The 19,889-nt window shown below is 51.0% G+C and carries 24 protein-coding genes; 15 read left to right on the top strand and 9 right to left on the bottom strand.

Annotation, left to right across the window (positions count from 1 at the left end):
• The first annotated feature begins 30 nt into the window (after nt 1-30).
• The 4 genes from R6H26_RS24375 (at nt 31) to R6H26_RS24360 (ending at nt 3,389) form a co-directional block, all read left to right on the top strand.
• Nucleotides 31-480 (top strand): hypothetical protein, encoded by a 450-nt coding sequence (locus R6H26_RS24375; RefSeq protein WP_404786278.1) that lies wholly within the window; start codon nt 31-33, stop codon nt 478-480.
• A gap of 501 nt (nt 481-981) precedes the next feature.
• Nucleotides 982-1,200, top strand: a complete 219-nt coding sequence (locus R6H26_RS24370) for a hypothetical protein (protein WP_404786276.1) — start codon at nt 982-984, stop codon at nt 1,198-1,200.
• Nucleotides 1,201-1,791: 591 nt separating this feature from the next.
• Nucleotides 1,792-2,328 carry a universal stress protein gene (locus tag R6H26_RS24365; protein WP_404786274.1) on the top strand — a complete coding sequence of 179 codons (537 nt, stop codon included), beginning with the start codon at nt 1,792-1,794 and terminating at the stop codon, nt 2,326-2,328.
• A gap of 80 nt (nt 2,329-2,408) precedes the next feature.
• Nucleotides 2,409-3,389, top strand: a complete 981-nt coding sequence (locus R6H26_RS24360; RefSeq protein ID WP_404786272.1) for an aspartate carbamoyltransferase catalytic subunit — start codon at nt 2,409-2,411, stop codon at nt 3,387-3,389.
• Between the two features lie 29 nt (nt 3,390-3,418).
• Here the strand turns inward: R6H26_RS24360 and R6H26_RS24355 are convergent, their stop codons facing one another.
• Complete coding sequence (locus R6H26_RS24355; protein ID WP_404786270.1) at nt 3,419-4,321, bottom strand: alpha/beta fold hydrolase; 903 nt, start codon at nt 4,319-4,321, stop codon at nt 3,419-3,421.
• Between the two features lie 393 nt (nt 4,322-4,714).
• Here R6H26_RS24355 and R6H26_RS24350 point away from each other — a divergent pair, with 393 nt between their 5' ends.
• The 3 genes from R6H26_RS24350 to R6H26_RS24340 are packed head-to-tail and all read left to right on the top strand — an operon-like array spanning nt 4,715 to nt 6,405.
• Nucleotides 4,715-5,017, top strand: coding sequence for a type II toxin-antitoxin system HigB family toxin (locus R6H26_RS24350; protein WP_404786268.1), 303 nt, complete (start codon nt 4,715-4,717; stop codon nt 5,015-5,017).
• Nucleotides 4,977-5,411: a type II toxin-antitoxin system HigA family antitoxin gene (locus R6H26_RS24345; protein ID WP_404786267.1), complete on the top strand. Its 435-nt coding sequence runs from the start codon at nt 4,977-4,979 to the stop codon at nt 5,409-5,411. The genes R6H26_RS24350 and R6H26_RS24345 overlap by 41 nt, the downstream gene beginning before the upstream one ends.
• A gap of 7 nt (nt 5,412-5,418) precedes the next feature.
• Nucleotides 5,419-6,405, top strand: a complete 987-nt coding sequence (locus tag R6H26_RS24340) for an RluA family pseudouridine synthase (RefSeq protein WP_404786266.1) — start codon at nt 5,419-5,421, stop codon at nt 6,403-6,405.
• A 94-nt stretch (nt 6,406-6,499) separates the two neighbouring features.
• Here R6H26_RS24340 and R6H26_RS24335 read toward each other — a convergent pair whose 3' ends face one another.
• Nucleotides 6,500-6,793: a hypothetical protein gene (locus R6H26_RS24335; RefSeq protein WP_404786264.1), complete on the bottom strand. Its 294-nt coding sequence runs from the start codon at nt 6,791-6,793 to the stop codon at nt 6,500-6,502.
• Between the two features lie 133 nt (nt 6,794-6,926).
• Nucleotides 6,927-7,847, bottom strand: coding sequence for a ribosome biogenesis GTPase YlqF (ylqF, locus tag R6H26_RS24330; protein ID WP_404786263.1), 921 nt, complete (start codon nt 7,845-7,847; stop codon nt 6,927-6,929).
• A gap of 159 nt (nt 7,848-8,006) precedes the next feature.
• Here ylqF and R6H26_RS24325 point away from each other — a divergent pair, with 159 nt between their 5' ends.
• Together R6H26_RS24325 and R6H26_RS24320 are read left to right on the top strand one after the other, a co-directional pair.
• Nucleotides 8,007-10,316: a PAS domain S-box protein gene (locus R6H26_RS24325; RefSeq protein WP_404786261.1), complete on the top strand. Its 2,310-nt coding sequence runs from the start codon at nt 8,007-8,009 to the stop codon at nt 10,314-10,316.
• Between the two features lie 91 nt (nt 10,317-10,407).
• The gene (locus R6H26_RS24320) at nt 10,408-12,507 is read left to right on the top strand and encodes an EAL domain-containing protein (protein ID WP_404786260.1); all 2,100 of its coding nucleotides are present in this window, start codon (nt 10,408-10,410) and stop codon (nt 12,505-12,507) included.
• 55 nt (nt 12,508-12,562) lie between these two features.
• Here R6H26_RS24320 and R6H26_RS24315 read toward each other — a convergent pair whose 3' ends face one another.
• Entirely contained in the window at nt 12,563-12,700 is a 138-nt protein-coding gene (locus R6H26_RS24315; protein ID WP_404786258.1) for a hypothetical protein, read from the bottom strand.
• A gap of 53 nt (nt 12,701-12,753) precedes the next feature.
• Here R6H26_RS24315 and R6H26_RS24310 point away from each other — a divergent pair, with 53 nt between their 5' ends.
• From R6H26_RS24310 to R6H26_RS24295, 4 genes are all read left to right on the top strand, one after another.
• The gene (locus R6H26_RS24310; protein ID WP_404786257.1) at nt 12,754-13,050 is read left to right on the top strand and encodes an RNA recognition motif domain-containing protein; all 297 of its coding nucleotides are present in this window, start codon (nt 12,754-12,756) and stop codon (nt 13,048-13,050) included.
• A gap of 153 nt (nt 13,051-13,203) precedes the next feature.
• On the top strand, nt 13,204-13,392 hold the full coding sequence (gene rpsU / locus R6H26_RS24305; protein WP_404786255.1) for a 30S ribosomal protein S21: 189 nt from the start codon (nt 13,204-13,206) through the stop codon (nt 13,390-13,392).
• Between the two features lie 130 nt (nt 13,393-13,522).
• Nucleotides 13,523-13,870, top strand: a complete 348-nt coding sequence (locus R6H26_RS24300; RefSeq protein ID WP_404786254.1) for a pentapeptide repeat-containing protein — start codon at nt 13,523-13,525, stop codon at nt 13,868-13,870.
• A gap of 50 nt (nt 13,871-13,920) precedes the next feature.
• Nucleotides 13,921-14,130, top strand: coding sequence for a hypothetical protein (locus R6H26_RS24295; protein ID WP_404786252.1), 210 nt, complete (start codon nt 13,921-13,923; stop codon nt 14,128-14,130).
• Nucleotides 14,131-14,153: 23 nt separating this feature from the next.
• Here R6H26_RS24295 and R6H26_RS24290 read toward each other — a convergent pair whose 3' ends face one another.
• From R6H26_RS24290 to R6H26_RS24270, 5 genes are all read right to left on the bottom strand, one after another.
• Nucleotides 14,154-14,966: an energy-coupling factor ABC transporter ATP-binding protein gene (locus tag R6H26_RS24290; RefSeq protein ID WP_404786250.1), complete on the bottom strand. Its 813-nt coding sequence runs from the start codon at nt 14,964-14,966 to the stop codon at nt 14,154-14,156.
• A gap of 19 nt (nt 14,967-14,985) precedes the next feature.
• Entirely contained in the window at nt 14,986-15,762 is a 777-nt protein-coding gene (gene cbiQ / locus R6H26_RS24285; protein WP_404786248.1) for a cobalt ECF transporter T component CbiQ, read from the bottom strand.
• A gap of 28 nt (nt 15,763-15,790) precedes the next feature.
• A complete protein-coding gene (locus tag R6H26_RS24280; protein ID WP_404786246.1) occupies nt 15,791-16,141 on the bottom strand; it encodes a PDGLE domain-containing protein in 351 nt (116 codons plus the stop codon).
• A 46-nt stretch (nt 16,142-16,187) separates the two neighbouring features.
• A complete protein-coding gene (locus tag R6H26_RS24275; RefSeq protein WP_404786244.1) occupies nt 16,188-16,916 on the bottom strand; it encodes an energy-coupling factor ABC transporter permease in 729 nt (242 codons plus the stop codon).
• A gap of 186 nt (nt 16,917-17,102) precedes the next feature.
• Nucleotides 17,103-17,657: a hypothetical protein gene (locus R6H26_RS24270; RefSeq protein WP_404786242.1), complete on the bottom strand. Its 555-nt coding sequence runs from the start codon at nt 17,655-17,657 to the stop codon at nt 17,103-17,105.
• Nucleotides 17,658-17,936: 279 nt separating this feature from the next.
• Here R6H26_RS24270 and R6H26_RS24265 point away from each other — a divergent pair, with 279 nt between their 5' ends.
• Together R6H26_RS24265 and R6H26_RS24260 are read left to right on the top strand one after the other, a co-directional pair.
• Nucleotides 17,937-18,278, top strand: a complete 342-nt coding sequence (locus R6H26_RS24265) for a DUF4342 domain-containing protein (RefSeq protein WP_404786241.1) — start codon at nt 17,937-17,939, stop codon at nt 18,276-18,278.
• A gap of 58 nt (nt 18,279-18,336) precedes the next feature.
• Nucleotides 18,337-19,872, top strand: coding sequence for a pyruvate kinase (locus tag R6H26_RS24260; protein ID WP_404786239.1), 1,536 nt, complete (start codon nt 18,337-18,339; stop codon nt 19,870-19,872).
• Nucleotides 19,873-19,889 lie beyond the last annotated feature (17 nt).

Genomic DNA, 19,889 nt, shown 5'->3' with positions numbered 1-19,889 from the left:
GAGATCATATAAATCCTTCGGAAAAATGACATGTCTTCATACAGTGAGAAGTTATCTATTGGAGACTGGATTGTACTGACTAAGATGGGTGCTAAAGTACACCGTGATTATCATAAATATGAGTCTCTTGCAACTGGTGCAGTTGTAGGTGCTGCTTTACTTCCTTTCGCTTTGCCCGGTGCATTTCTTGCAACTGTTGGGGTTGCTAGTGCCGGGGCTGGTATAGCAATTGTTGGAACAACGCAAGCCGCAATAGGTGCTGCTGGTGGCGCAGGCATCTTGTCATTTATTACAAGCTATTTGGAGAATCATCCTGAAGCCGAGGCTATTGGGATAATCAAAGATATAAAGAAGCGTTGGTGGTGGGAAAAAGGGTGCGACTATAAAGTTTTGTGGTCGAATGAAGAACCATTTGGTTTAAGTAGCTGGCACCTTGGCAAGTATTTATTGAAAATTGATCCTTCTAAATACCCCGTTTAATAATGAATCGCACTGGTGGTAAGGTAGCTTCAATGGTTCAAGTCGCTCTACTGTACTGGTCTAACTACGCATTCGAGCGGATGGACGGCACACACTGATTGTCTTGTTTATTTTAAGGCCACCGCTCAATTCAAGGCCGTTAGACAGCTTCATAAGTAATGTAGTTAGCAATGCAGGCTGGGTTGAAGCATGAAACCCAGAAACAAATCATTAGAATGTTAAGTTGAGCGATCGCCTCACCCAAGCTACAGCTCTCGGCTCCCAAGTGGCATCGGCTTATTAATAGTAACCGTAGGAAAACAAAATAATTTTTTAGTTTAAAGCCTTGATTCATTCTCCATTGTTAGTGCTGAGATATTCGAGCATATTCAAAAGCGCGAAATCAAAGAAATACAAAATTTGCTCAATGACAAAATAAAATACAAAAAAAGTCGTCATTTGCACCCTAGACCGTGCAAGGTATATCATAAATAGGTATCCTCTTTGTTGAATTTGATAATTATGACAGAGCTGCTTGAAAAGGTAATTTCTAGACTCAAAACTTTGCCTGCCAACGAGCAAGATGCCATAGCAACAATGATTCTAGACGAAATCGACGATGAGCGTCATTGGGATGAGTCATTTGCGCGGTCTCCAGACTTACTAGCTAGGCTTGCCGCCGAAGCGATGACTGAATATCATGCGGGCGAAACGAAAGAGTTAGATCCAGAAAAATTGTGAAATCTCGCACAACTGCTCAGTTTCGTAAAATGTATGCTGATTTGCCAAAGCAGGTTCAAGAACAAACCCGAAAGGCATATCTGCAATTTAAGCAAGATCCTAGTTATCCCAGCTTGCGGTTCAAAAAAATTCACCCCAAATTGCCAATTTATTCAGCACGAATCAACAAAAACTATCGAGCAGTTGGACAATTAGAGGGAGACACTGCAATCTGGTTTTGGATTGGTTCTCATGCAGAGTACGATCTGTTGCTCGAACAACTCTAGCAGCGCAAGTCAGCCATGTAGGCTGGATTGAAGCATAAACCCTAGCAACAAACAATTAGGACGTTGCGTTGGGCTATCGCCTCACCCACCCTACCGTTCTAAAGTCTGTGCTTGCTAAAAATTTATTTCATTTTGAAAAACGATGTAAACTCGAATCCTTAGTATCGTTTCAGAGATGGCCTCGAGCAAAACGGGTCTGAGATTATCGAATTGTTGCTGTCTCAGAGCATTTCAGCCGAAATAGCCGCTTAATTTCTACAATAGAATTGTGGGCTGAGTTCCATCAAACGGGTCGCTTCATACTTTTGCAGGAGAAGGAGAACGTATGTACCGTCATATCTTGGTTGCCCTAGATCATACCGAGTTGAGCGACATCGTCCTAGAGCATGCGATCGCCCTAGCCAAAGGGTTCTCCGCTAAATTAACCCTACTGCACGTCCTGTGCAGCGAAGAAGGCGTGAGTCCCGTCATGCCCCTGATGCCCCTACCCGACTACTATCCAGCCCTGGCTTCCACCACCCTAGAGCAGTACCAACAGGAATGGGAAGCATTTTCGGCCAGAAGCTTGGCGCACCTCGCCCAATATCAAACCCAAGCTGAAGCGGCAGGCGTCCGGGCAGAGCACATTCAGAAAGGCGGCAGACCGGGGCCGACCATCTGCGAAGTCGCAAAAGAACTGGGTGCGGATTTAATCGTGCTGGGTCGTCGCGGACATTCTGGCCTGAGCGAATTGCTGATCGGTAGCGTGAGTAACTACGTAGTCCACCACTGCGCCGGAGCGGTCTTGGTCTGCAACCTCAGTGGAGCCATCACTGCCGAAGCACGTCAAACCGCCTCCGACGAAAAAGCAGCCGTGAGTTAAAGGGAAAGGCCGATTGCTCGGTATACTTCAGGAGGCGCGCTGGCTGCGGCCACTGAAGTTAAACGATTGGTTTCTGCCCTATGGCGATTGCCCCCTGGACCCGTCGGCATATCCTGTCCCTGGCGGACTTTACCGTTGCCGAACTCGATACCGTCCTCCAGACGGCGAGCAGCTTTAATGAAGTGCTTCAGCGGCAGACCAAAAAAGTTCCGGCTTTGCAGACAAAGCTGGTGGCAACCCTGTTTTTCGAATCCTCAACGCGCACCCGCAATAGCTTCGAGCTAGCCGCCAAGCGGCTCTCCGCCGACGTGCTGAACTTTGCGCCGGGCACCTCCTCCTTGAGTAAAGGCGAAACTATCCTAGATACGGCAAAAACCTTTCTAGCCATGGGCGCAGATATGATGATCGTCCGCCATCAGTCTTCCGGCGTCCCGCAATCGATCGCCGCTGAAATGGATCGCCTGGGCGGAAAGGTAGGTATCCTCAATGCCGGGGATGGCTGTCACGAGCATCCTTCTCAAGGCTTGCTGGATTTATTTACCCTTTGCACTTCGATCGATCCCGTAAAGCCCCGCGCTCAGCTTTTAGAAGGTAAAAAAGTGGCGATCGTAGGGGATATTCTGCACTCCCGCGTGGCCCGCTCCAATCTCTGGAGCCTGACTAAATGCGGTGCGGAGGTTCATCTAGCGGCACCCCCCACCCTCCTTCCCAAAACCTTTGAATCCTATGGGGCCACCATCCACTGGACCCTAGAACCAGCGCTAGCCGATGCAGATTTTGTCATGACCTTGCGCCTCCAGCACGAGCGCATGACCCAGTATCTCATCCCCAGCTTGCGGGAGTATCATTTGCGCTACGGCATCACCCGCGATCGCCTTAAAGTCTGCCGCCCCGAGGTCAAAGTCCTCCATCCAGGCCCCGTCAACCGAGGCGTAGAACTCAGTTCGGATTTAATGGACGATCCCGCGCTCAGCCTGATCTCCCAACAGGTCACCAGCGGCGTCGCCGTGCGGATGGCGCTGCTGTACCTCATGGGCAGCGGGACGGGGATGGCACTTTAGGGGATTGCATCCATGCAGAAAAGTACAAATCAAATCGATCGGGTCACTTGCCGAGCGACCCATTGCCGAATCAGAGGATTGACCTGTTCGGGCGCTTCATCTTGAGGGCAGTGGCCCACCCCCTCTAAAGCAATGAAGTCCGTAACTGCGGAAAATTTCCCATAGGCTTGCCCTAAGCCAATCGGCTCCCAAGGGTCTTCAGCACCCCAAAGGCACAGCACCGGACAGTCCAATTGCGGCAACAAATCCTCAGCAAGGGGACCGTGGGAGTACTGGATAAATGCTAAGAACACGTCAGCCGCACCCGGATCCTGGGCGGGCCGCAGGAGATATTCGATGAGTTCGTCGGTGACTGCGTCCGTGCGGGCATAGGCTTTTTGCAGGATGTTGCGAATGACGGACGGGCGCGCCAATCGCTGAAAAAAGAAATGTCCGATGGGTCGAACGGCCAGAATTTTTTGAAACCACGGCGAGAACGTGCGTTGCGCCCACGGGAGCGCCGCTCGCTTGCGTTCGTGGAGCATGCGCAGGGAGCAGTTGAGCATGACAACGCCCCGGACTCGAGTAGGCGCGATCGCAGCAGCCTGGAGCGCGACAATGCAGCCGATGGAGTTGCCGATTAAAACAACAGGTTCCCCGATGACTTGCTCGCTGAAGTCAAGGACGAGCTGCGCCCAGGTTTCAAAGCTGTAGGGGAGGTCTGGTGTAGGTGTGGGTTTGGCGGAGAGGCCAAAGCCGAGCAGGTCGATCGCATAGATCCGATGATCTATGCCCAATTCTGGTAAATTTTTACGCCAGTGGTCAGAAGACGCTCCAAAGCCATGGATGAGGACTAATGCTGGCCCGTCGGTTCCAGCGGACTGGTAGCGGATGGTGTGGCCTTGCCACTGCCATTGATGGGTTTGAGTTGGGGTTGGGGTGCTGACGGTCATGGCGGAGATAAACGATTGCGGCTCAGCTTCTATTGTGCCTGCGTTCTGGGTTTAGGGTAGGCCGTTCGATTTGCTATGATGGCAAAGTAGCGTTCCATCAACGATTCTATGCGCCTGAAATCTTGGGAGTCGCCCCGCAGCGGACCGCGACGCAACGATAAGTCTAAGCAAGCCTCTGCCCGCGTCAGACAGCTTAAAAAACAAACCCAGCAGCTTCGCAAACGCCTTAAGTCCAAAGACAACGGCTCTGCAAAACCCTCAGGAAATATTCCTGGGGGTTTTGTTTTGGGTTGTGCCTCCTGTAGTGCCTCTCTTGCAAAGAAATTCGCATATTGATAAGATTGATATGCGCCTACTTCTTGATGTACCCGATGTCGTCTACGAACAAGCTGTGTGCACATCATCAGTACCTCTCGGCTCAAAAAGTATTATGCTCTTTACCCAAACGCGCAATCATCTTTGCAGGCATGGCTTAAGCTGGTCAGTAAGGCAAGTTGGAAGAACCTTGCCAAAACTCGCAAGACTTTTCCTTCAGCCGACTCGGTCAAGAATTTCACGGTCTTTAATATTGCAGGCAATCGCTATCGGCTCATTACGTACATCGACTATGAGACCCAGAAGGTCTTTATTCGCGATTTTTTAACCCACGCCGACTATGACAAAGACAAGTGGAAGCACGACCCTTGGTTTCAGTAGCTCCGATGCTTATCTATCGCTGCTCCAGCGCTTTGCACCGCGTCCGATTCGTTCTGAAGCTCAGTTGGAAGAAGTTCAAGACGTAATGGATGCTTTGCTCGATCGGGGGCATCTAACCCCAGAAGAGAAAGATTACTTGAATGTATTGGGAACGTTGGTTTACGAGTACGAGCAAACCCTGGAGCCGCTACCTGATATTCACGGCGTAGAACTGCTCAAGGTTTTGATTGAAGAGCGATCGCTGAAACAGAAAGACTTAGTTCCTATTTTTCGGACGGAGTCTATCATCTCCGATGTGCTCCACGGTCGGCGGCAGCTCACGACCCGTCACATTCAGGAGTTGGCTGCGTTTTTTCACATTTCCCCGGCTTCATTTTTTCCTCAAGCTTCATAAAACCCCGATGAATGGATGCCCGCCTCAATCTCCCCCTACATCCCTGCGCGAATATCGGGCGACCGACGACCTAGCGCACGGGCAGCGCCTCGACCGTTGGCTGGCATCTCAAGCCGCAGACCTATCGAGATCGCAACTGCAACGACTCATCGATCGAGGTCAAGTCCAGGTCAATCACACCCAGTGCGACTCCAAAAAGTATGAAGTGCAGCCCGGAGATTTGATTACCGTTGCAGTCCCGCCAGCGACGGCACTCAGTCTAGAGCCTGAAGCCATACCGCTAGAAATCCTGTACGAAGACGCCCATCTGATTATCGTGAATAAACCCATCGGCCTGGTGGTTCATCCCGCACCGGGACACGAAACCGGAACCCTCGTCCACGCACTGCTATCCCACTGCCAGAGCGAAGATGGCTTGGAAACCAGCCTGTCGGGAATTGGCGGCGTTCGACGACCGGGCATCGTCCATCGCTTGGACAAAGACACCAGCGGTGCGTTAGTCATTGCCAAAACCGACCTCGCCCACCAGCACTTGCAGGCCCAAATCCAGGCTAAAACAGCCCAACGGGAATACTTAGGCGTGGTTTACGGCAAGCCGCCCAGCGAAGCGGGCACGATCGACCGACCGATTGGCCGACACCCCGTAGACCGCAAAAAAATGGCGATCGTGCCCGAAGAAAAAGGCGGACGTCCGGCACGCACCCACTGGAAAATCGAACGGCGGCTCGGCAATTTTACGCTCGTGCATTTTCGCCTCGAAACCGGTCGCACCCACCAAATTCGCGTCCATTGTGCCGATCTGGGCTGCTCCATCGTGGGCGATCCCCTCTATGGCAGAGGCAGAGATATCGGCGTCAATCTCGTAGGGCAGGTGCTTCATGCATGGCGGCTGAGCGTTCGACATCCCATCACAGAGGAATGGATTCAGGTTGAAGCACCTTTACCGCTTGAATTTTTAAAGGTGCTAAAAATCCTCGAGCAGCGCAGCGGCTAGAAACAAGAACGGTGTTTTAAGGCACTTCAAAAAAAACTGCACTGAAAACTCAGTGCAGCTCGGACATTAAAACTGAACAGCGAGCTAACACTCCCTACTTCTTGCGGATATCTTTAGCCATGTTGCGAAACATATCAAGGTCAGACGAAGCCTTGCGACGTTCGGCCACTTCTGGCTTCAGCGCCTCAGCAGCCTTTTGCTCAATTTCAAAGGTTGAAGGCGTTACTTCACCTTTACTCAATGCTGACGTGATTGTCTCTTGCTCGAATCCAGCGCCCCAAGCCTTGGTCGTTGGATAGCTCTTTTTCACCTTTCTGGCAGTCCTCATGTAGTCAATGTTGCCCATGGATTTTGCCTCATCCGGGTCTAGAAAAAAAGACTCTGCCATAATCTGTCGCTTTAACTCCGTTTGATTAACTTTGTAAACTTATGTTAATCATAACGAAACATCTATAGATTGCACCAGGCCTAAACCCTCTGACAGTAGGCTTTTGCAGACATTTGTTACAAAATGAAACACTTTAGAGGTTCTCAGAATTCTGCGCAGGCAACTCCAGAGCAAGGGGAGGGGCTTCAAGGGCGATCGCCCCCAAAAGCCCTTTGCGAAAGTCATTGAGAATGTGATGGGCCGTGCGTTCCACATCGCCCTGAAACTTGGTTTGGGCCACTTCGGCGAGATATTCATCTCCGGCAAGGCCATCCAGTTCCACGCCGTAGCGCGTTTGGAGCGGCGAGGACGGGACCCAGTGCGGCCATTGCCGATTGCAACATTCCATCTGCTGAATCTGCTCGACGAGCGCAGCAGCGACCAATTGGCGATCGTAAGCTCCTTCCCCGATGTCGTCGCACATGGCTAGGCGGTAGGCCGCAGCTTGGTCCGTCAGCCTTCCGGGCAAAACCCCTGGGGCGTCGAGCAGATCTAGCTCCGGTGAAATTCGCACCCAGCGCAGCTGGCGGGTAACGCCGGGTTTGCGCGCGCTCTCCACCACGCGGCGATTCAGCAAGCGATTGATCAGTGCCGACTTCCCTACATTGGGGAACCCGATGACCACGGCACGCACGGCGCGGGGGTTCATCCCGCGATCGCGACGGCGTTGGTTCAGTTTTTCGCCAGTCGCCTGAGCGGCCTTTGTGAGGAGATCGATCCCCTTGCCGTGCTGGGCATCCGTGTAGTAGGCCTTCTCCCCTTGGGTCCTAAACCAGTCTCGCCAAAGTTCCACAGCCTTGGGGCTAATTAAATCGACTCGATTCAGAACCAGAATCTTGGGCTTTTCGCCGATCCATTGCTGCACTTGAGGGTGGGTGCTGGCTAAGGGAATGCGGGCATCTCGCACCTCTAAGACCACATCGACGCGCTTGAGCTGCTCTAGGAGATTTTTCTCGGCTTTGGCAATGTGCCCCGGATACCACTGAATGGGGGGAGTGACGGACGTAACTTTCATGGTTCGGGGTTGGAGACAGGTGCACTCTCCATTATGAGGAATTGCAAGTCCAATCGAGGCATAGGATTCAAAACGGTCGGCTTTAACGTGTGTTGTCTGGTATCCAAGGACTATAGTAAAGACTTAATGGACTCAGGCAATGCGGGTTTCTGAAGCCTCATGCTAAGACAATTTTTTTTGCCAATCTGGCGCTCGCGACGCTATGGAATTCCATTCCTGACTGTGGCTGTTGCCTTTGCCCTTAAGCTTTTGCTTGCCCCGTTTGTTATCCATGAAAGTCCGTTTCTAGGCTTTTTTGGCGCAGTACTGGTCAGTGCTTACTTTGGCCCTAGAGGGTCGGGACTGATTGCAACCTTTCTGGCTGCGCTCATCAACTATTACTTTTTTCTGTCGCCATCCAGTAACTTTGCCATTTACCAACTGGGGCAAGGTCTACAACTCGCGTTGTTCGTCCTAGAAAACGGAATGATTTGTATCGCAATTGTCGCGCTAAAGTCTGCCCGTCGAGACGCGGAGCAAAGTCGATTTAGAGTACTTAGACAGCAAGAAACTCTCAGGCAAACTAATCTGGACCTCGAGCGACGGGTGGCAGAACGAACCCAGCAGCTCTTGGCGCTGAATGTGTCTCTGAGCAAACAGGTGGCTGACGCGGAGAAAGTCCAGGCTGCGCTACAGCAAAGCGAAGAACGATTGAATCTGGCCTTGAAGGCCTCGGGCGATGGGATATGGGACTGGGACATTGCCACTGGAGCGGTGTACCTGAGTCCCCAGTGGCTCAAAATGCTGGGATACGATCCAGGCGACCTTCCCGGACACGTTAGCGCCTGGGAATACTTAATGCACCCAGACGATAAGATTTGGGTGACAGAAACCTTAACGGCGCACTTAGAGAATAGCGAACTCCCCTACCAATTTAGCTACCGCCTTAGAGCAAAATGGGGTGACTGGAAATGGATTGCCAACTACGGACAAGTCATTGAGCGCGATCCGCAGCAGCAACCGCTGCGGATGGTAGGGATTCATCGAGACGTAAACGAAAAAAAGCTGGTAGAAAAAGCCCTTCTAGAAAGCGAAGCAAAGCTACGGAGCTTCTATGACAGTACCGATATCATGATAGGGATAGTCGAGCTTGTTGAAGACGACTTTTTAATCGTCTCCGCAAATGCAGCAGGGGCAAATTTTTGGGGACTGACGACCGCAGACTTGGAGAATCGGTCGTCTCGCGAGCTGGGGGTACCTGCACCATTGCGGCAGCAGTGGGTCGAGCATTGTCAGCAGAGCGCGCGCGATCGAAAAACGGTTCAATTTGAGTATAGCCACACAACTGCTAGGGGGGTGGTATGGCTCGTTGCAACCCTCTACGTTATTGCTTCTCCTTCCCGGCGATCGCGGTTTTTATGTATCGTCGAAGACGTTACTGAGGGCAGAAAAATTCAGCAAGCCTTAGAAGAGAGCGAAGCCCGTTACCGCGCCATTGTTGAAACCCAAACTGAATTAATTTGCCGCTTTCAGCCCGATGGTACGCTCCTATTTGTCAACGAAGCTTACTGCCGCTATTTCAACAAGAAGCCTGAAGAATTGATGGGGCAAGTTTTTTTGCCTCTTATCCCGCCAGAGGATCGGGAAAAGGTGGCTCAAAATTTAGCTTTACTCTCTGCTGAAACACCCACGGTCAATCACGAACACCGCGTCATTTTGCCCAATGGCGAAATGCGATGGATGACTTGGAACAACCAAGCATTTTTTGAACGAAACGGAACATTAACGGTGCTCCAGGCCATTGGCAACGATATTACAGCGAGAAAAAACGCTGAACTTCAAATGGCAGAATCTCTCCATGAGAAAGAAGTGTTGCTCAAAGAAGTGCACCATCGCGTCAAAAATAATTTGCAGGTCATCTGTAGCTTGCTGAGTCTGCAGGCCCGCACGCTCAGCGATCCAGCTATGACACAACACCTCAAAGAAGCGCAGAATCGCGTGCGCTCTATGGCAATGGTTCATGAAAAACTTTATCAGTCCAATAACTTCTCTAAAATCAATTTGCGCGCCTACGTACGCGATTTAGTGAAATATTTATTTCGCGTCTATGTCCCAAAAAATTCACAAATCTCCTCTAAATTTGAAATCGATCCGGGTCTCTATCTAGAAATCGATCGCGCCATTTCCTGCGGTTTAATTATTCAAGAGTTGGTATCTAACGCACTTAAATACGCCTTTAATCCCAATGAACCAGGAGAAATCTGGGTTAAGGCAATGGCGATCGCCGAAGAGCAGATCGCTTTGAGTATTCAAGACAATGGCAAAGGCTTGCCTGCTGATATAGTCTGCACCAATCCAGGAACGCTAGGATTGCGTCTGGTTAAGGACTTGACGGATCAGCTTGACGGTTGGTTAGACGTGAACGGTAGTTGTGGGAGCTGTTTTACAATTACCTTTTCTCAGAGAAAAAACGTGGAATTTCCCACTTAAGTTTTGAGTTGAAGCATAATAAAAATGCGTCCCTCTTTGATTGGACGTTTTTTAAGAAATTTCTACCTAAACTCAAGCGCAATCAGTTTTTATGTCTACCAGTATATTAATTGTTGAAGATGAAAATATTGTGGCCCGCGACCTCCAGTATGCATTAGAAGATTTAGGGTATGCGGTTCCGGCGATCGCAAAAACCGGATCGCTAGCGATCCAAAAAGCTTCCGAGCTACAGCCAGATCTCATCTTAATGGATATCCGCCTGCTCGGCGAAATGGATGGCATTGCCGCAGCGCAGGCTATTTTAGAGCGGCTCGATGTCCCGATTGTTTATCTGACCGCCCACTCTGATGACAACACCCTCACGCGGTCAAAATTGACCCATCCCTATGGCTATCTCATTAAACCCTTTGAGGAACGGGAACTGCGCGCGGTCGTTGAAGTAGCGCTCTACAAGCACGAGATGGAGCAACGCTTAAAAGAAAATGCCCAGTGGCTCTCCACCGTACTCAATAGCATTGGCGATGGCGTACTGACCACCGATGTAGAGGGCTGTATCACCATGCTCAATCCAGTGGCGGAGAACATCACGGGGTGGTCTTGCCAAGAAGCCCTTGGCCGACCTTCCACAGATGTTTTTAAGCTGATTCACGAAACCAGTCGCAAGACCGTCAGCAACCCTATCGATGAAGCCCTCAGTACTGGAAAAACGGTGATCATTCCTGCACTGACCATCCTGGTCCGCAAAGACAGGACTGAAGTCCCCATCGAAGATAGCGTTGCTCCCATTACTTTTTATAGAGGAACTGTTCCCATTCAGGATGGTAAAGGTCATATTACAGGAGCCGTCGTTATCTTCCGGGATGTCACCCAACAGCGGCTCAGCGCCAAGAAGCTCCATCGCTATGCTTTTTATGACAGTCTCACCAATCTACCCAACCGGGCTTGGTTTAGAGAACGGCTCACGGATGCCCTAGAGCGGTCTAACCGAAAATCAGACTATCTCTTTGCAGTGCTGCTCTTAGACTTGGATCGATTCAAAACCATTAACGATAGTTTAGGGCACTTAGCAGGCGATCGGCTCCTAATAGCGGTAGCAGATCGATTGCTCAGATCGTCCCGTACGGTCGATACCGTCTCTCGACTTGGGGGAGATGAATTTGCAATCCTTTTAGAATGCCTCAAAACGGAGCAGGAGGCATTCACCGTGGCTCAACGCATTCATCACGAGTTGAGCGCGCCGTTCCATTTAGAAGGACAGGAGGTCTTCACCAATGCGAGCATTGGCATCGTTTTAAGTTCCGCCGGCTACGAGCAAATTGAAGAGTTAATTCGAGATGCAGATATTGCCATGTATCGAGCTAAGGCACAGGGTAAAGGCCGCTATCAGATTTTTGACGCACACATGCGAGATCAGGCTGTGGCATCCTCCAAGCTGGAACAGGACTTGCAGCATGCTCTAGAACGAGGCCAGCTCGAAGTTTACTACCAACCTATTGTTTCTCTAACTACTCAAAAAACCGTCAGCTTTGAGGCGTTGGTTCGCTGGAATCACCCGCAAAAGGGAATGCTGTCTGCGGGGGAGTTTATACCGATGGCAGAGGAAACGGGATTGTGTATGTTAATAGACTGGTGGATTTTAAAAGAAGCTTGCACTCAGATGAATCAATGGCAACAGAGTTCAGAGTGGTCTACCCTTTGTCTCAACGTAAATCTCTCTGCCAAACAGGTGATTCAGGCCAATTCGATCGGACAAATTTCTCAAATCCTGTCGGATGCGGAAATTGACCCAAAATGTTTGACCTTAGAGATTACGGAAACCACGCTGATTGAAAAACCGGAATTAGCTGCGAAAACCCTGAAACAATTCACAAACTTGGGCGTTGGTTTATCTTTGGACGATTTTGGGACTGGGTATTCATCCCTCAGCCATCTGCAGCGATTTCCAGTCAAGAGTCTCAAAATCGATCGCTCATTTGTGAGCAAAATGGACCTTGACGCAGGGAGTTTAGAAATTGTCCGTGCCATTATTCTACTAGGCAAGACGTTGGGCATTATCACAGTTGCAGAAGGAATTGAAACCGTCGCGCAGATGCATTTATTGCAAGAGATGGGCTGTGACTACGGACAGGGCTATTACTTTTCGAAACCGTTGCCGAAAACCGAAGTATCAAACTGGCTACAGCTAGCGTAGACGAGGGAACCTGTGGAAGCAACAAACCGATGAATTTGGATCGGTTAAACTCGTCCTAGAGAGTTTTGCGGAAGCCCAAAGCCCAAAAGCCTTGAATTTTAGCGGTTCGCTCGATCTCGGCTGCAAGCGTCAAATGCTCGATCGTGTTAGAATGCAGAGTATAGATTATTTTCGGCTGTGTAATTCGTTCCATCAGCGTTTCTCCGAATCTAACTCTCTTCATTACCTTGATTCTGGAAATGCTTTATGTCAATTTATGTGGGTAATCTGTCCTACGAAGTCACTCAAGACGACTTGAACCAAACCTTCGCAGAGTACGGAACGGTCAAGCAAGTCAAACTGCCGACCGATCGAGAAACGGGCCGCTTACGGGGGTTTGCTTTCGTCGAAATGACAAACGATGCGGAAGAAACCGCTGCAATTGAAGCCTTAGACGGTGCTGAATGGATGGGGCGCAGCCTCAAGGTCAATAAGGCCAAGCCTCGTGAAGATCGCGGTGGCTCTTTTGGCGGTGGCGGTGGCGGCGGCGGTCGCCGCTACTAAGCGCTTATCGAACGAACGTTCAATAGGCTTCAGATAAAAGACTAAACTCTAAGGTCTTCGGGGTAGACCCATTGGGTCTGCCCCCTTTTAGTTGAGGTAAATTGAAACCTTGAATCGGCCCCCCAAGACCTCACTGCTAAGGAAAATATTTTAATGACCCACATCATTCCTGGCGAGAGCGAAGGAATTGAGTCAGCCCTCCGTCGCTTCAAGCGAGAGGTCTCTAAAGCAGGTGTTTTTCAAGATATGAAAAAGCATCGCCACTTTGAAACGCCCATCGAAAAGCGCAAGCGCAAGGAGATTGCAAAACACAAGCAACGCCGCAAACGATTCCGGTTTTGATTTTGGTGCCCGAGCCGCGCCTCAGCCGTTCTGAAATCCGTTTTTTCAACACCAAGCCAAACCGTCATCCATGTTTGTGGTGCAGTAATTGACTTTCACAATTAAACTCATCTTTTAGGTTGGATTCTCTATGAATACTAACGAACTCCTCAGTCGCTATGCAGCAGGGCAGCGGGATTTTAAAAACGTCAACCTCATTGCGGCAAATCTCAGAAGCGCAAATCTCAGTGGGGCGAACCTGAGCGGGGCCATTCTGACGAAGGCCAATCTAACCAAGGCTAACTTCAGCTATACCAATTTGACTGAGGCAAATTTAGCCCAAGCTAATTTGACAGAAACAAATTTTGTAAAGGCGGATTTGAGTGGCGTCGATCTGAAGGAGGCCATTCTGGATCGGACGTACCTGCACGGTGCCACTTTGCCAGAGGGTTTGGCCACCTTGAAAGGGGCGAAGCTGGACGCACCGATCTTGAGCTGACCTCGTTTTTTGGAGACCGATCGGTTGAGGGTTAGCACGAAGGAAGAACGATGACAAAAATTCAGGCGATAGAAATTCGAATGGGCGATCGCATTGTGGCCTACTGCAATAACAAGCAGCAGGTTTGTACGGTTAGGCAAGTCGACAATTCGGGACAGGGCAGCATTGCCCTGACGGTTTGTCCTTCCGAGCATTATCGACTTTCCCTTTCGCGGGTCATTCGGTTTCAACGAGATGCCCTGGTAGATTTAGCAAGCTGACGCGAGCTCGCGCAGAACGATCTTCAACCGCGTCCTAACGATAAAAGATTGATGCCAGCCGTAACGTAGGCTGTGGGGGCGTGCTCTAGGGAGCAGTAAGGCCGACTGTAGCTCAGGGGCAATTCTAAGTGATGCTGCGCTAGAAAATCGCCGTCGCTGAGAATTGTAGCGGTCGGACCATCTCGGACGACGCGGCCGTGGCTGAGAACGACGGTGCGATCGCACAGTTCCAAGGCTAAATCTAAATCGTGAGTGGCAATTAGCTGCGTGATGGGCAAACTGCGCAATAGCTCGATCAGCTGACGCCGAGATCGCGGATCGAGTTGGGCGGAAGGTTCGTCCAGCACCAAAATTTGCGGTTGCATGGCCAGCACCCCGGCGATCGCCACGCGCTTTTTCTGGCCTCCCGATAGGTTTCCGGTCATGCGATCCCGAAACAGTTCTGGGTCTAAACCGACAGCCTGCATGGACATAAAGCAGCGACGGGCCAGAGCCTCCCCCTTGCAGCCTTGGTTCGTGGGGCCAAAAGCGATGTCCTCCCAGACCGTAGGCATAAAAAGTTGGTCGTCGGGGTTTTGAAAGACTAGACCGACAAAATTTCGAATGGCCTTGAGGTGTTTTGACTCTAAGGTATATTCGCCTACCACCACCGTGCCCTCTTGGGGCAACAAAATACCGTTGAGGTGGGACAGCAACGTTGACTTGCCAGATCCATTCGCGCCGACGAGTGCGACCCGCTCCGTTGCCTTGATGTGTAGCGCTACATCCTTGAGCGCTGGCGTTCCGTCGGGGTAGATATAACTCAAATTCTCAATCGAAATAGGATTGTGGTGCATTCAGCGCAGCGATATAAAGTTAACGGAGTAAATTGATAAATTGCCCCAGCAGTACGAAAACGAGCGTCAGCGTCAGAGCTGCAATGTCTCGCCGCTCTAATCGAATCGTCTCTGCAACAGGCGGTAGACCTTGATACCCCCGCGATAGCATGGCTTGATGAATGCGATCGCCGCGTTCGTAAGTCCGAATAAATAAAGCCCCGATCGTGTTGCCAAGTACCAAGCGCTGCCAGTGGCTGCTCCCCATCAAATTGCGAGAGATCGCGGCGCGGCGCATGGCATCAAACTCTTCAATAAGTACCCCAAGGTAGCGATACATCGAAGCCAAAATTGCAATCAGTAAGGGTGGGGTGCGGAGAACCGCAAGGCCGTACAACAGCATGGAGACGGAAGTGGTGAGCGTCAGCACGTTCAACAGAAGCAGCGACAGCAATGCTTTGAAGCTAACGCTCCCTAGAATGGTGAGTCCAGTTGTGCCAATCTGGAGCCAGCCCCACTGCCACAACACGTCTCCTCCCGCTCGAAAGAGCGTTCCCAACAGCACGACGCTGACAAACGCAGACTCGACAGCAACGCGCTTGCACAGCACCGATAGCGTCACCCGACTGACGAGCAACATCCCTAAAATACCCGTGCCGTAAACGCACCAAGTCAGCCATTGCCCGTTGGGCGTCAGCACCGTAGCCAATAGCAACAGTAGCACGCAAAGAATGCGCGTTTGGGCCGCTAAACGATGCCAGGGAGTCTGCTGCTGGCTATCAATATCTAAATGAAACGCGCCAATGTGCAGCAACATTAATTGAAATTCCTCTGCAATGAAACCGTTATTCAGGGGAGGCTTCATCAGAGGGAGAAGAACCGCGTACGGCCAACTTGCCCACACCCCAAGCAACACCGAAGGTTACGAGAACGCCTAAAAGCCCAGAAAGTGGCGTTGCGATTTCTGTCGGAACGCCCCGCAGGTTGTACCCATCAAGGATTTGAAAAAAGGGAAGCTTGCGACCAGCATGTTCTACAACGGCTTTTTCATCAAATTTCAGATCTTCGGCAACCCGATCTAGACCATCAGGCTTTTGACTGGCAAAAGGAGACAGAAATACCCCGATCAGGATCGCAATCCCCAAGCCTGACATTACAAAAACTCGATTGCGCGTCTCAGAAGAAGGATGAGTCATGACATTCTAAAGGCTTTGCGAGGATCTAAACGTTAGGTTTAACAGTCTAACGAGTTAAAAGCGAGCGGGGGGAAGTAGCTGTCGCCCTTCGCGGGGATCGATACAGTAAATCCGGTCGAGTGCGCCAAATAAAGGTCAAGGTCACAACGGTAATCAGAGCTTCTCCAATGCCGATAAAAATATGCCAGCCTACCATTGCGCCTAAGGCTAGATTGAGCGGCACGGTACCTGAAATTGCCAGTTCCAACGCGCAAAAGACAGAGGCAACGACGACGCTGAGCCAAGCGGCAACCGCCGTCCCTACAACCATGCCCGATAGCTTATCTCGTCCGATAGAGTTGCGAATCGTCCGCAAGACGTAATACCCGCCAAAGGTGCCGATCAAGCCCATATTGAAGATATTGGCCCCCATAGCCGTGATACCGCCGTCCTGAAACACTACGCCCTGAACGATAAAGACCACTGCCATGACCAGCGATCCCGCCCAAGGACCCAGCAACGCACCCGCTAAAGTACCGCCCAGAAGATGGCCTGAGGTGCCGCCGGGGATCGGAAAGTTAATCATTTGAGCCGCAAATATAAATGCCGCACAAACGCCCATGAGGGGAACGGCCCGGTCTCGATATTCAGCCTGAACTTGTCTCAGCGCCAACGCAATCAGCCCGATCGAAATCAACCAAGCGATCGCCAGCACTGGCCCGTTTAAAAAGCCATCCGGGACGTGCAAGGCCAGTCGCGGCTGGAAGGTTTGACTGAATAATCCGAGAGAAAACATAGGAAAAATCATTTTAAATGCAAACGCTCCTATTAAAGATAGGCGAAGGGCTAGTTAAACGGCCTAAAGCATTCATTGAATTTTCACTTGGAAGTATCTTAGCCTGTTTTTCAGAAAAGGGTCTGTATCTCTGAAATACAATCCCCCTACTCCAGCATTTTGAGAGATTTCACGCTTAAAAGGGCGTTATTTCGGCCAGTCGCACAGCTGCGAAGGCGAGGTCATTCGCGGCGATCGGTACCTATAGAAATTGCGAATGTTTAGCATTGCTTTATGGAATCGGACCCAATCGAGACGTTCTGTCCCCTCGTTGGCGGAGCGAATAATTTCCCCTTTAGAAAGTTTTAAATGCCCCTCCGCATCCCAGGTAAATTCAACATTGGGAATTTTAGCCCAATAGGCTCCCGGCCAGGAAAGGGCCAATCCCTCTCCCTGGATCTGGTTTGCATCTGCTGTCCCTCTGATGCAGATGTAATTGTCAGAGTTGGGGTAGCCGTAATAGCCTGCAATCGTTTTGTCCGTTTTTTTTAAGATGAAGCAAACCCCATCTTCGTCTCTCCCATCGATCGGGTCGGGTTTGCTGCAATATTGGTAATCCCCGTTGCTCAGCGCGGCGATCGCCTGGCCTCCTTCCCCGCGCTCCTGACTGACCGCCATCAGGAAATCGTTCAATCGCGGAGCAGCTAAAGCAAAAAATATCCCCAAAGCTAGCATTTTTAAGACTTGGAGGCTTCTCAGCACGCACTTCGCTCCTTTGCCTACGCATGCGCATCGATTCGCTACCAGGTTGTATGTCTCATCATTGAGCGAACAAACGGATTGCTTCCGGGTCTGTATAGATAAAACTTGCCCCATTTTTAAGTTAGATCGCCCCCCATGAGGAAGTCGTGAGGCCGACCCAAGGCCGAGACGGGCCGATATTTGGAGGGATAAGGGCATCGCGTTTCAGCCTCGCTCCTCACAATTTCCTCAGAATTACCCTTTAGCCTAGAGTCAGGGCTAAGAATAAGGAGTGCTGCAATGAACTCGCCAACCGATCGAGAAGACGAACTAGGGGAACGGGTGACTATTGATGTGACCCCGGTGGAATCTGAAGCCAAAACCGAAGAAAAAGTGACCGTGGAAGAATTTACAATCAGCGGGAACGATCTTGCCGTTAAAGTGAAAGAACTCGTTCACGAAGGCAATATTCGTCGAATTATTATCAAAAATGAAGAAGGGCGGGTATTGATTGAAATTCCACTGACGGTCGGAGTTGTCGGCGGAGTGTTGGGTGCTGCTTTCTTTCCCGTGGTTGCCGCAGTGGGCGCGATCGGCGCGCTGGTCGCTCACTTGACGATCGTGATTGAAAAAAGAGCGTAAATCGCTTAGCCTCAAATCGGATGCTAATCAATGGTTGCGGTCCGGTTAAGGAATGCCCATGTTAGTGCAAAATCTTGAGGGAGATCCGTCCTCTGGAGAGCGCGAGTCTACCTTTGCTCTTTCCTCTCCTAGCGCTTTGCTGAGCGTGCTGAAACAGCTCAGGTCTGAAGTCGTGCGGGAAGGCCAAGACATCTTTACGAAGTGGCGATCGCAGATTCATCGCCAAGCTTTTCTCAAAAGCAGTCTCAATCTGGCTTATTACTTGGCCCTGCGGCATCGAGACTTACGATCGCTCCAAACCGCGCTGATGCCTTGGGGTCTATCATCTTTGGGACGCATCGAGTCCCGCGTGCTGCCCAATTTAGATGCCGTTATTGCCACCTTAGAGGCAGTGTGTCAAACCGCCTCGGCCCATCTTCCTCAACATCCCGCAGTGGAGGACTTTTTCGAGGGCGATCGCCTGCTGCTGGAGCAAACGGAAGAGTTGTTCGGCCCAACGCTCTCCCACCGCCGCGTCAGGATTATGGTCACATTGCCGACTGGGGCGGCTAGCGATTACGCGTTGGTACGGCGTTTGTTCCAGCGGGGAACCAACTGCGCGCGCATTAACTGCGCGCACGACAATGTCGAGATCTGGGCGGCAATGATTGCCAATATCCGTCAGGCCGAGGCAGAAACGGGCAATCCCTGCAAAATCTTGATGGACTTAGGCGGCCCGAAACCTCGCCTGAGCATGGCAGTTTCGTCCAATGCCGAGCAGCAGCGCGTCCGCCGAGGCGATCGCCTCTTGCTGACATCAGATCTGCCTGCCACCAATGAATCGGCGTATTTACAGGCTCAATGTAGTTTGCCCGCAGCGCTCGAACAATTGCAGGTTGGCACTACGGTTTGGATTGACGACGGGCGTATCGGGGCTACTGTCGAGGCGATCGACCGCCAAGGGGTTCTATTACAGATTACTCACGCCGACTTAAAAGGCAGCAAGCTACGTCCCGATAAGGGACTCAATTTCCCCGAAACCGAACTGCGGCTCAGTCCGCTAACGGATAGGGACTTACAGGATCTGAAGTTTGTAGCAGCCCATGCCGACATCGTCGGATATTCCTTCGTCCAAAGACCGGAGGATATCGAACTATTGCAACGAGAGTTACACCTGCTGCTGCCCAAGAATGCGCGCATCCCTGCCATTATTGCTAAAATTGAAACCCCGCTTGCGGTTCGGAATTTACCGGAACTGATCGTTCAGGCAGCGGGCAAGCAACCCTTCGGCATCATGATTGCCAGAGGCGATCTGGCCGTCGAGGTGGGCTACCAGCGTCTTGCCGAAATTCAAGAAGAAATTCTTTGGCTGTGCGAAGCCGCTCATATTCCGGTGATTTGGGCGACCCAAGTTTTAGAAACATTAGTTAAAAAAGGGATTCCTTCGCGAGCCGAAATGACCGATGCGGCCATGGGAGAACGGGCAGAATGTGTCATGCTCAATAAGGGGCCGTTTATTGTAGAGGCCGTGACTATCTTGGACGATGTTTTAAGCCGCATGCAGGCTCACCAGCTCAAGAAATCGCCCCAGTTAAGGGCGCTTCGTTCCTGGTGAATCGCTCCACACGCTTC

Source organism: Altericista sp. CCNU0014, from assembly GCF_044923475.1.
Lineage (GTDB): Bacteria > Cyanobacteriota > Cyanobacteriia > Thermosynechococcales > Thermosynechococcaceae > JAAURS01.
Note: the sequence above shows the minus strand (reverse complement) of the source record. Positions and strands in the feature narration are given on the sequence as shown.

Coding starts and splice junctions, on each gene's coding strand:
- R6H26_RS24260 (WP_404786239.1), top strand. CDS start 18,337: ATGTTAGTGCAAAATCTTGAGGGAGATCCGTCCTCTGGAGAGCGCGAG.
- R6H26_RS24325 (WP_404786261.1), top strand. CDS start 8,007: ATGCTAAGACAATTTTTTTTGCCAATCTGGCGCTCGCGACGCTATGGA.
- R6H26_RS24340 (WP_404786266.1), top strand. CDS start 5,419: ATGAATGGATGCCCGCCTCAATCTCCCCCTACATCCCTGCGCGAATAT.
- R6H26_RS24300 (WP_404786254.1), top strand. CDS start 13,523: ATGAATACTAACGAACTCCTCAGTCGCTATGCAGCAGGGCAGCGGGAT.
- R6H26_RS24315 (WP_404786258.1), bottom strand. CDS start 12,700: ATGGAACGAATTACACAGCCGAAAATAATCTATACTCTGCATTCTAAC.
- cbiQ (WP_404786248.1), bottom strand. CDS start 15,762: ATGTTGCTGCACATTGGCGCGTTTCATTTAGATATTGATAGCCAGCAG.
- R6H26_RS24280 (WP_404786246.1), bottom strand. CDS start 16,141: ATGACTCATCCTTCTTCTGAGACGCGCAATCGAGTTTTTGTAATGTCA.
- R6H26_RS24265 (WP_404786241.1), top strand. CDS start 17,937: ATGAACTCGCCAACCGATCGAGAAGACGAACTAGGGGAACGGGTGACT.
- R6H26_RS24360 (WP_404786272.1), top strand. CDS start 2,409: ATGGCGATTGCCCCCTGGACCCGTCGGCATATCCTGTCCCTGGCGGAC.
- R6H26_RS24370 (WP_404786276.1), top strand. CDS start 982: ATGACAGAGCTGCTTGAAAAGGTAATTTCTAGACTCAAAACTTTGCCT.
- R6H26_RS24310 (WP_404786257.1), top strand. CDS start 12,754: ATGTCAATTTATGTGGGTAATCTGTCCTACGAAGTCACTCAAGACGAC.
- R6H26_RS24355 (WP_404786270.1), bottom strand. CDS start 4,321: ATGACCGTCAGCACCCCAACCCCAACTCAAACCCATCAATGGCAGTGG.
- R6H26_RS24295 (WP_404786252.1), top strand. CDS start 13,921: ATGACAAAAATTCAGGCGATAGAAATTCGAATGGGCGATCGCATTGTG.
- R6H26_RS24345 (WP_404786267.1), top strand. CDS start 4,977: ATGACAAAGACAAGTGGAAGCACGACCCTTGGTTTCAGTAGCTCCGAT.
- R6H26_RS24320 (WP_404786260.1), top strand. CDS start 10,408: ATGTCTACCAGTATATTAATTGTTGAAGATGAAAATATTGTGGCCCGC.
- ylqF (WP_404786263.1), bottom strand. CDS start 7,847: ATGAAAGTTACGTCCGTCACTCCCCCCATTCAGTGGTATCCGGGGCAC.
- R6H26_RS24335 (WP_404786264.1), bottom strand. CDS start 6,793: ATGGCAGAGTCTTTTTTTCTAGACCCGGATGAGGCAAAATCCATGGGC.
- R6H26_RS24290 (WP_404786250.1), bottom strand. CDS start 14,966: ATGCACCACAATCCTATTTCGATTGAGAATTTGAGTTATATCTACCCC.
- rpsU (WP_404786255.1), top strand. CDS start 13,204: ATGACCCACATCATTCCTGGCGAGAGCGAAGGAATTGAGTCAGCCCTC.
- R6H26_RS24275 (WP_404786244.1), bottom strand. CDS start 16,916: ATGTTTTCTCTCGGATTATTCAGTCAAACCTTCCAGCCGCGACTGGCC.
- R6H26_RS24375 (WP_404786278.1), top strand. CDS start 31: ATGTCTTCATACAGTGAGAAGTTATCTATTGGAGACTGGATTGTACTG.
- R6H26_RS24365 (WP_404786274.1), top strand. CDS start 1,792: ATGTACCGTCATATCTTGGTTGCCCTAGATCATACCGAGTTGAGCGAC.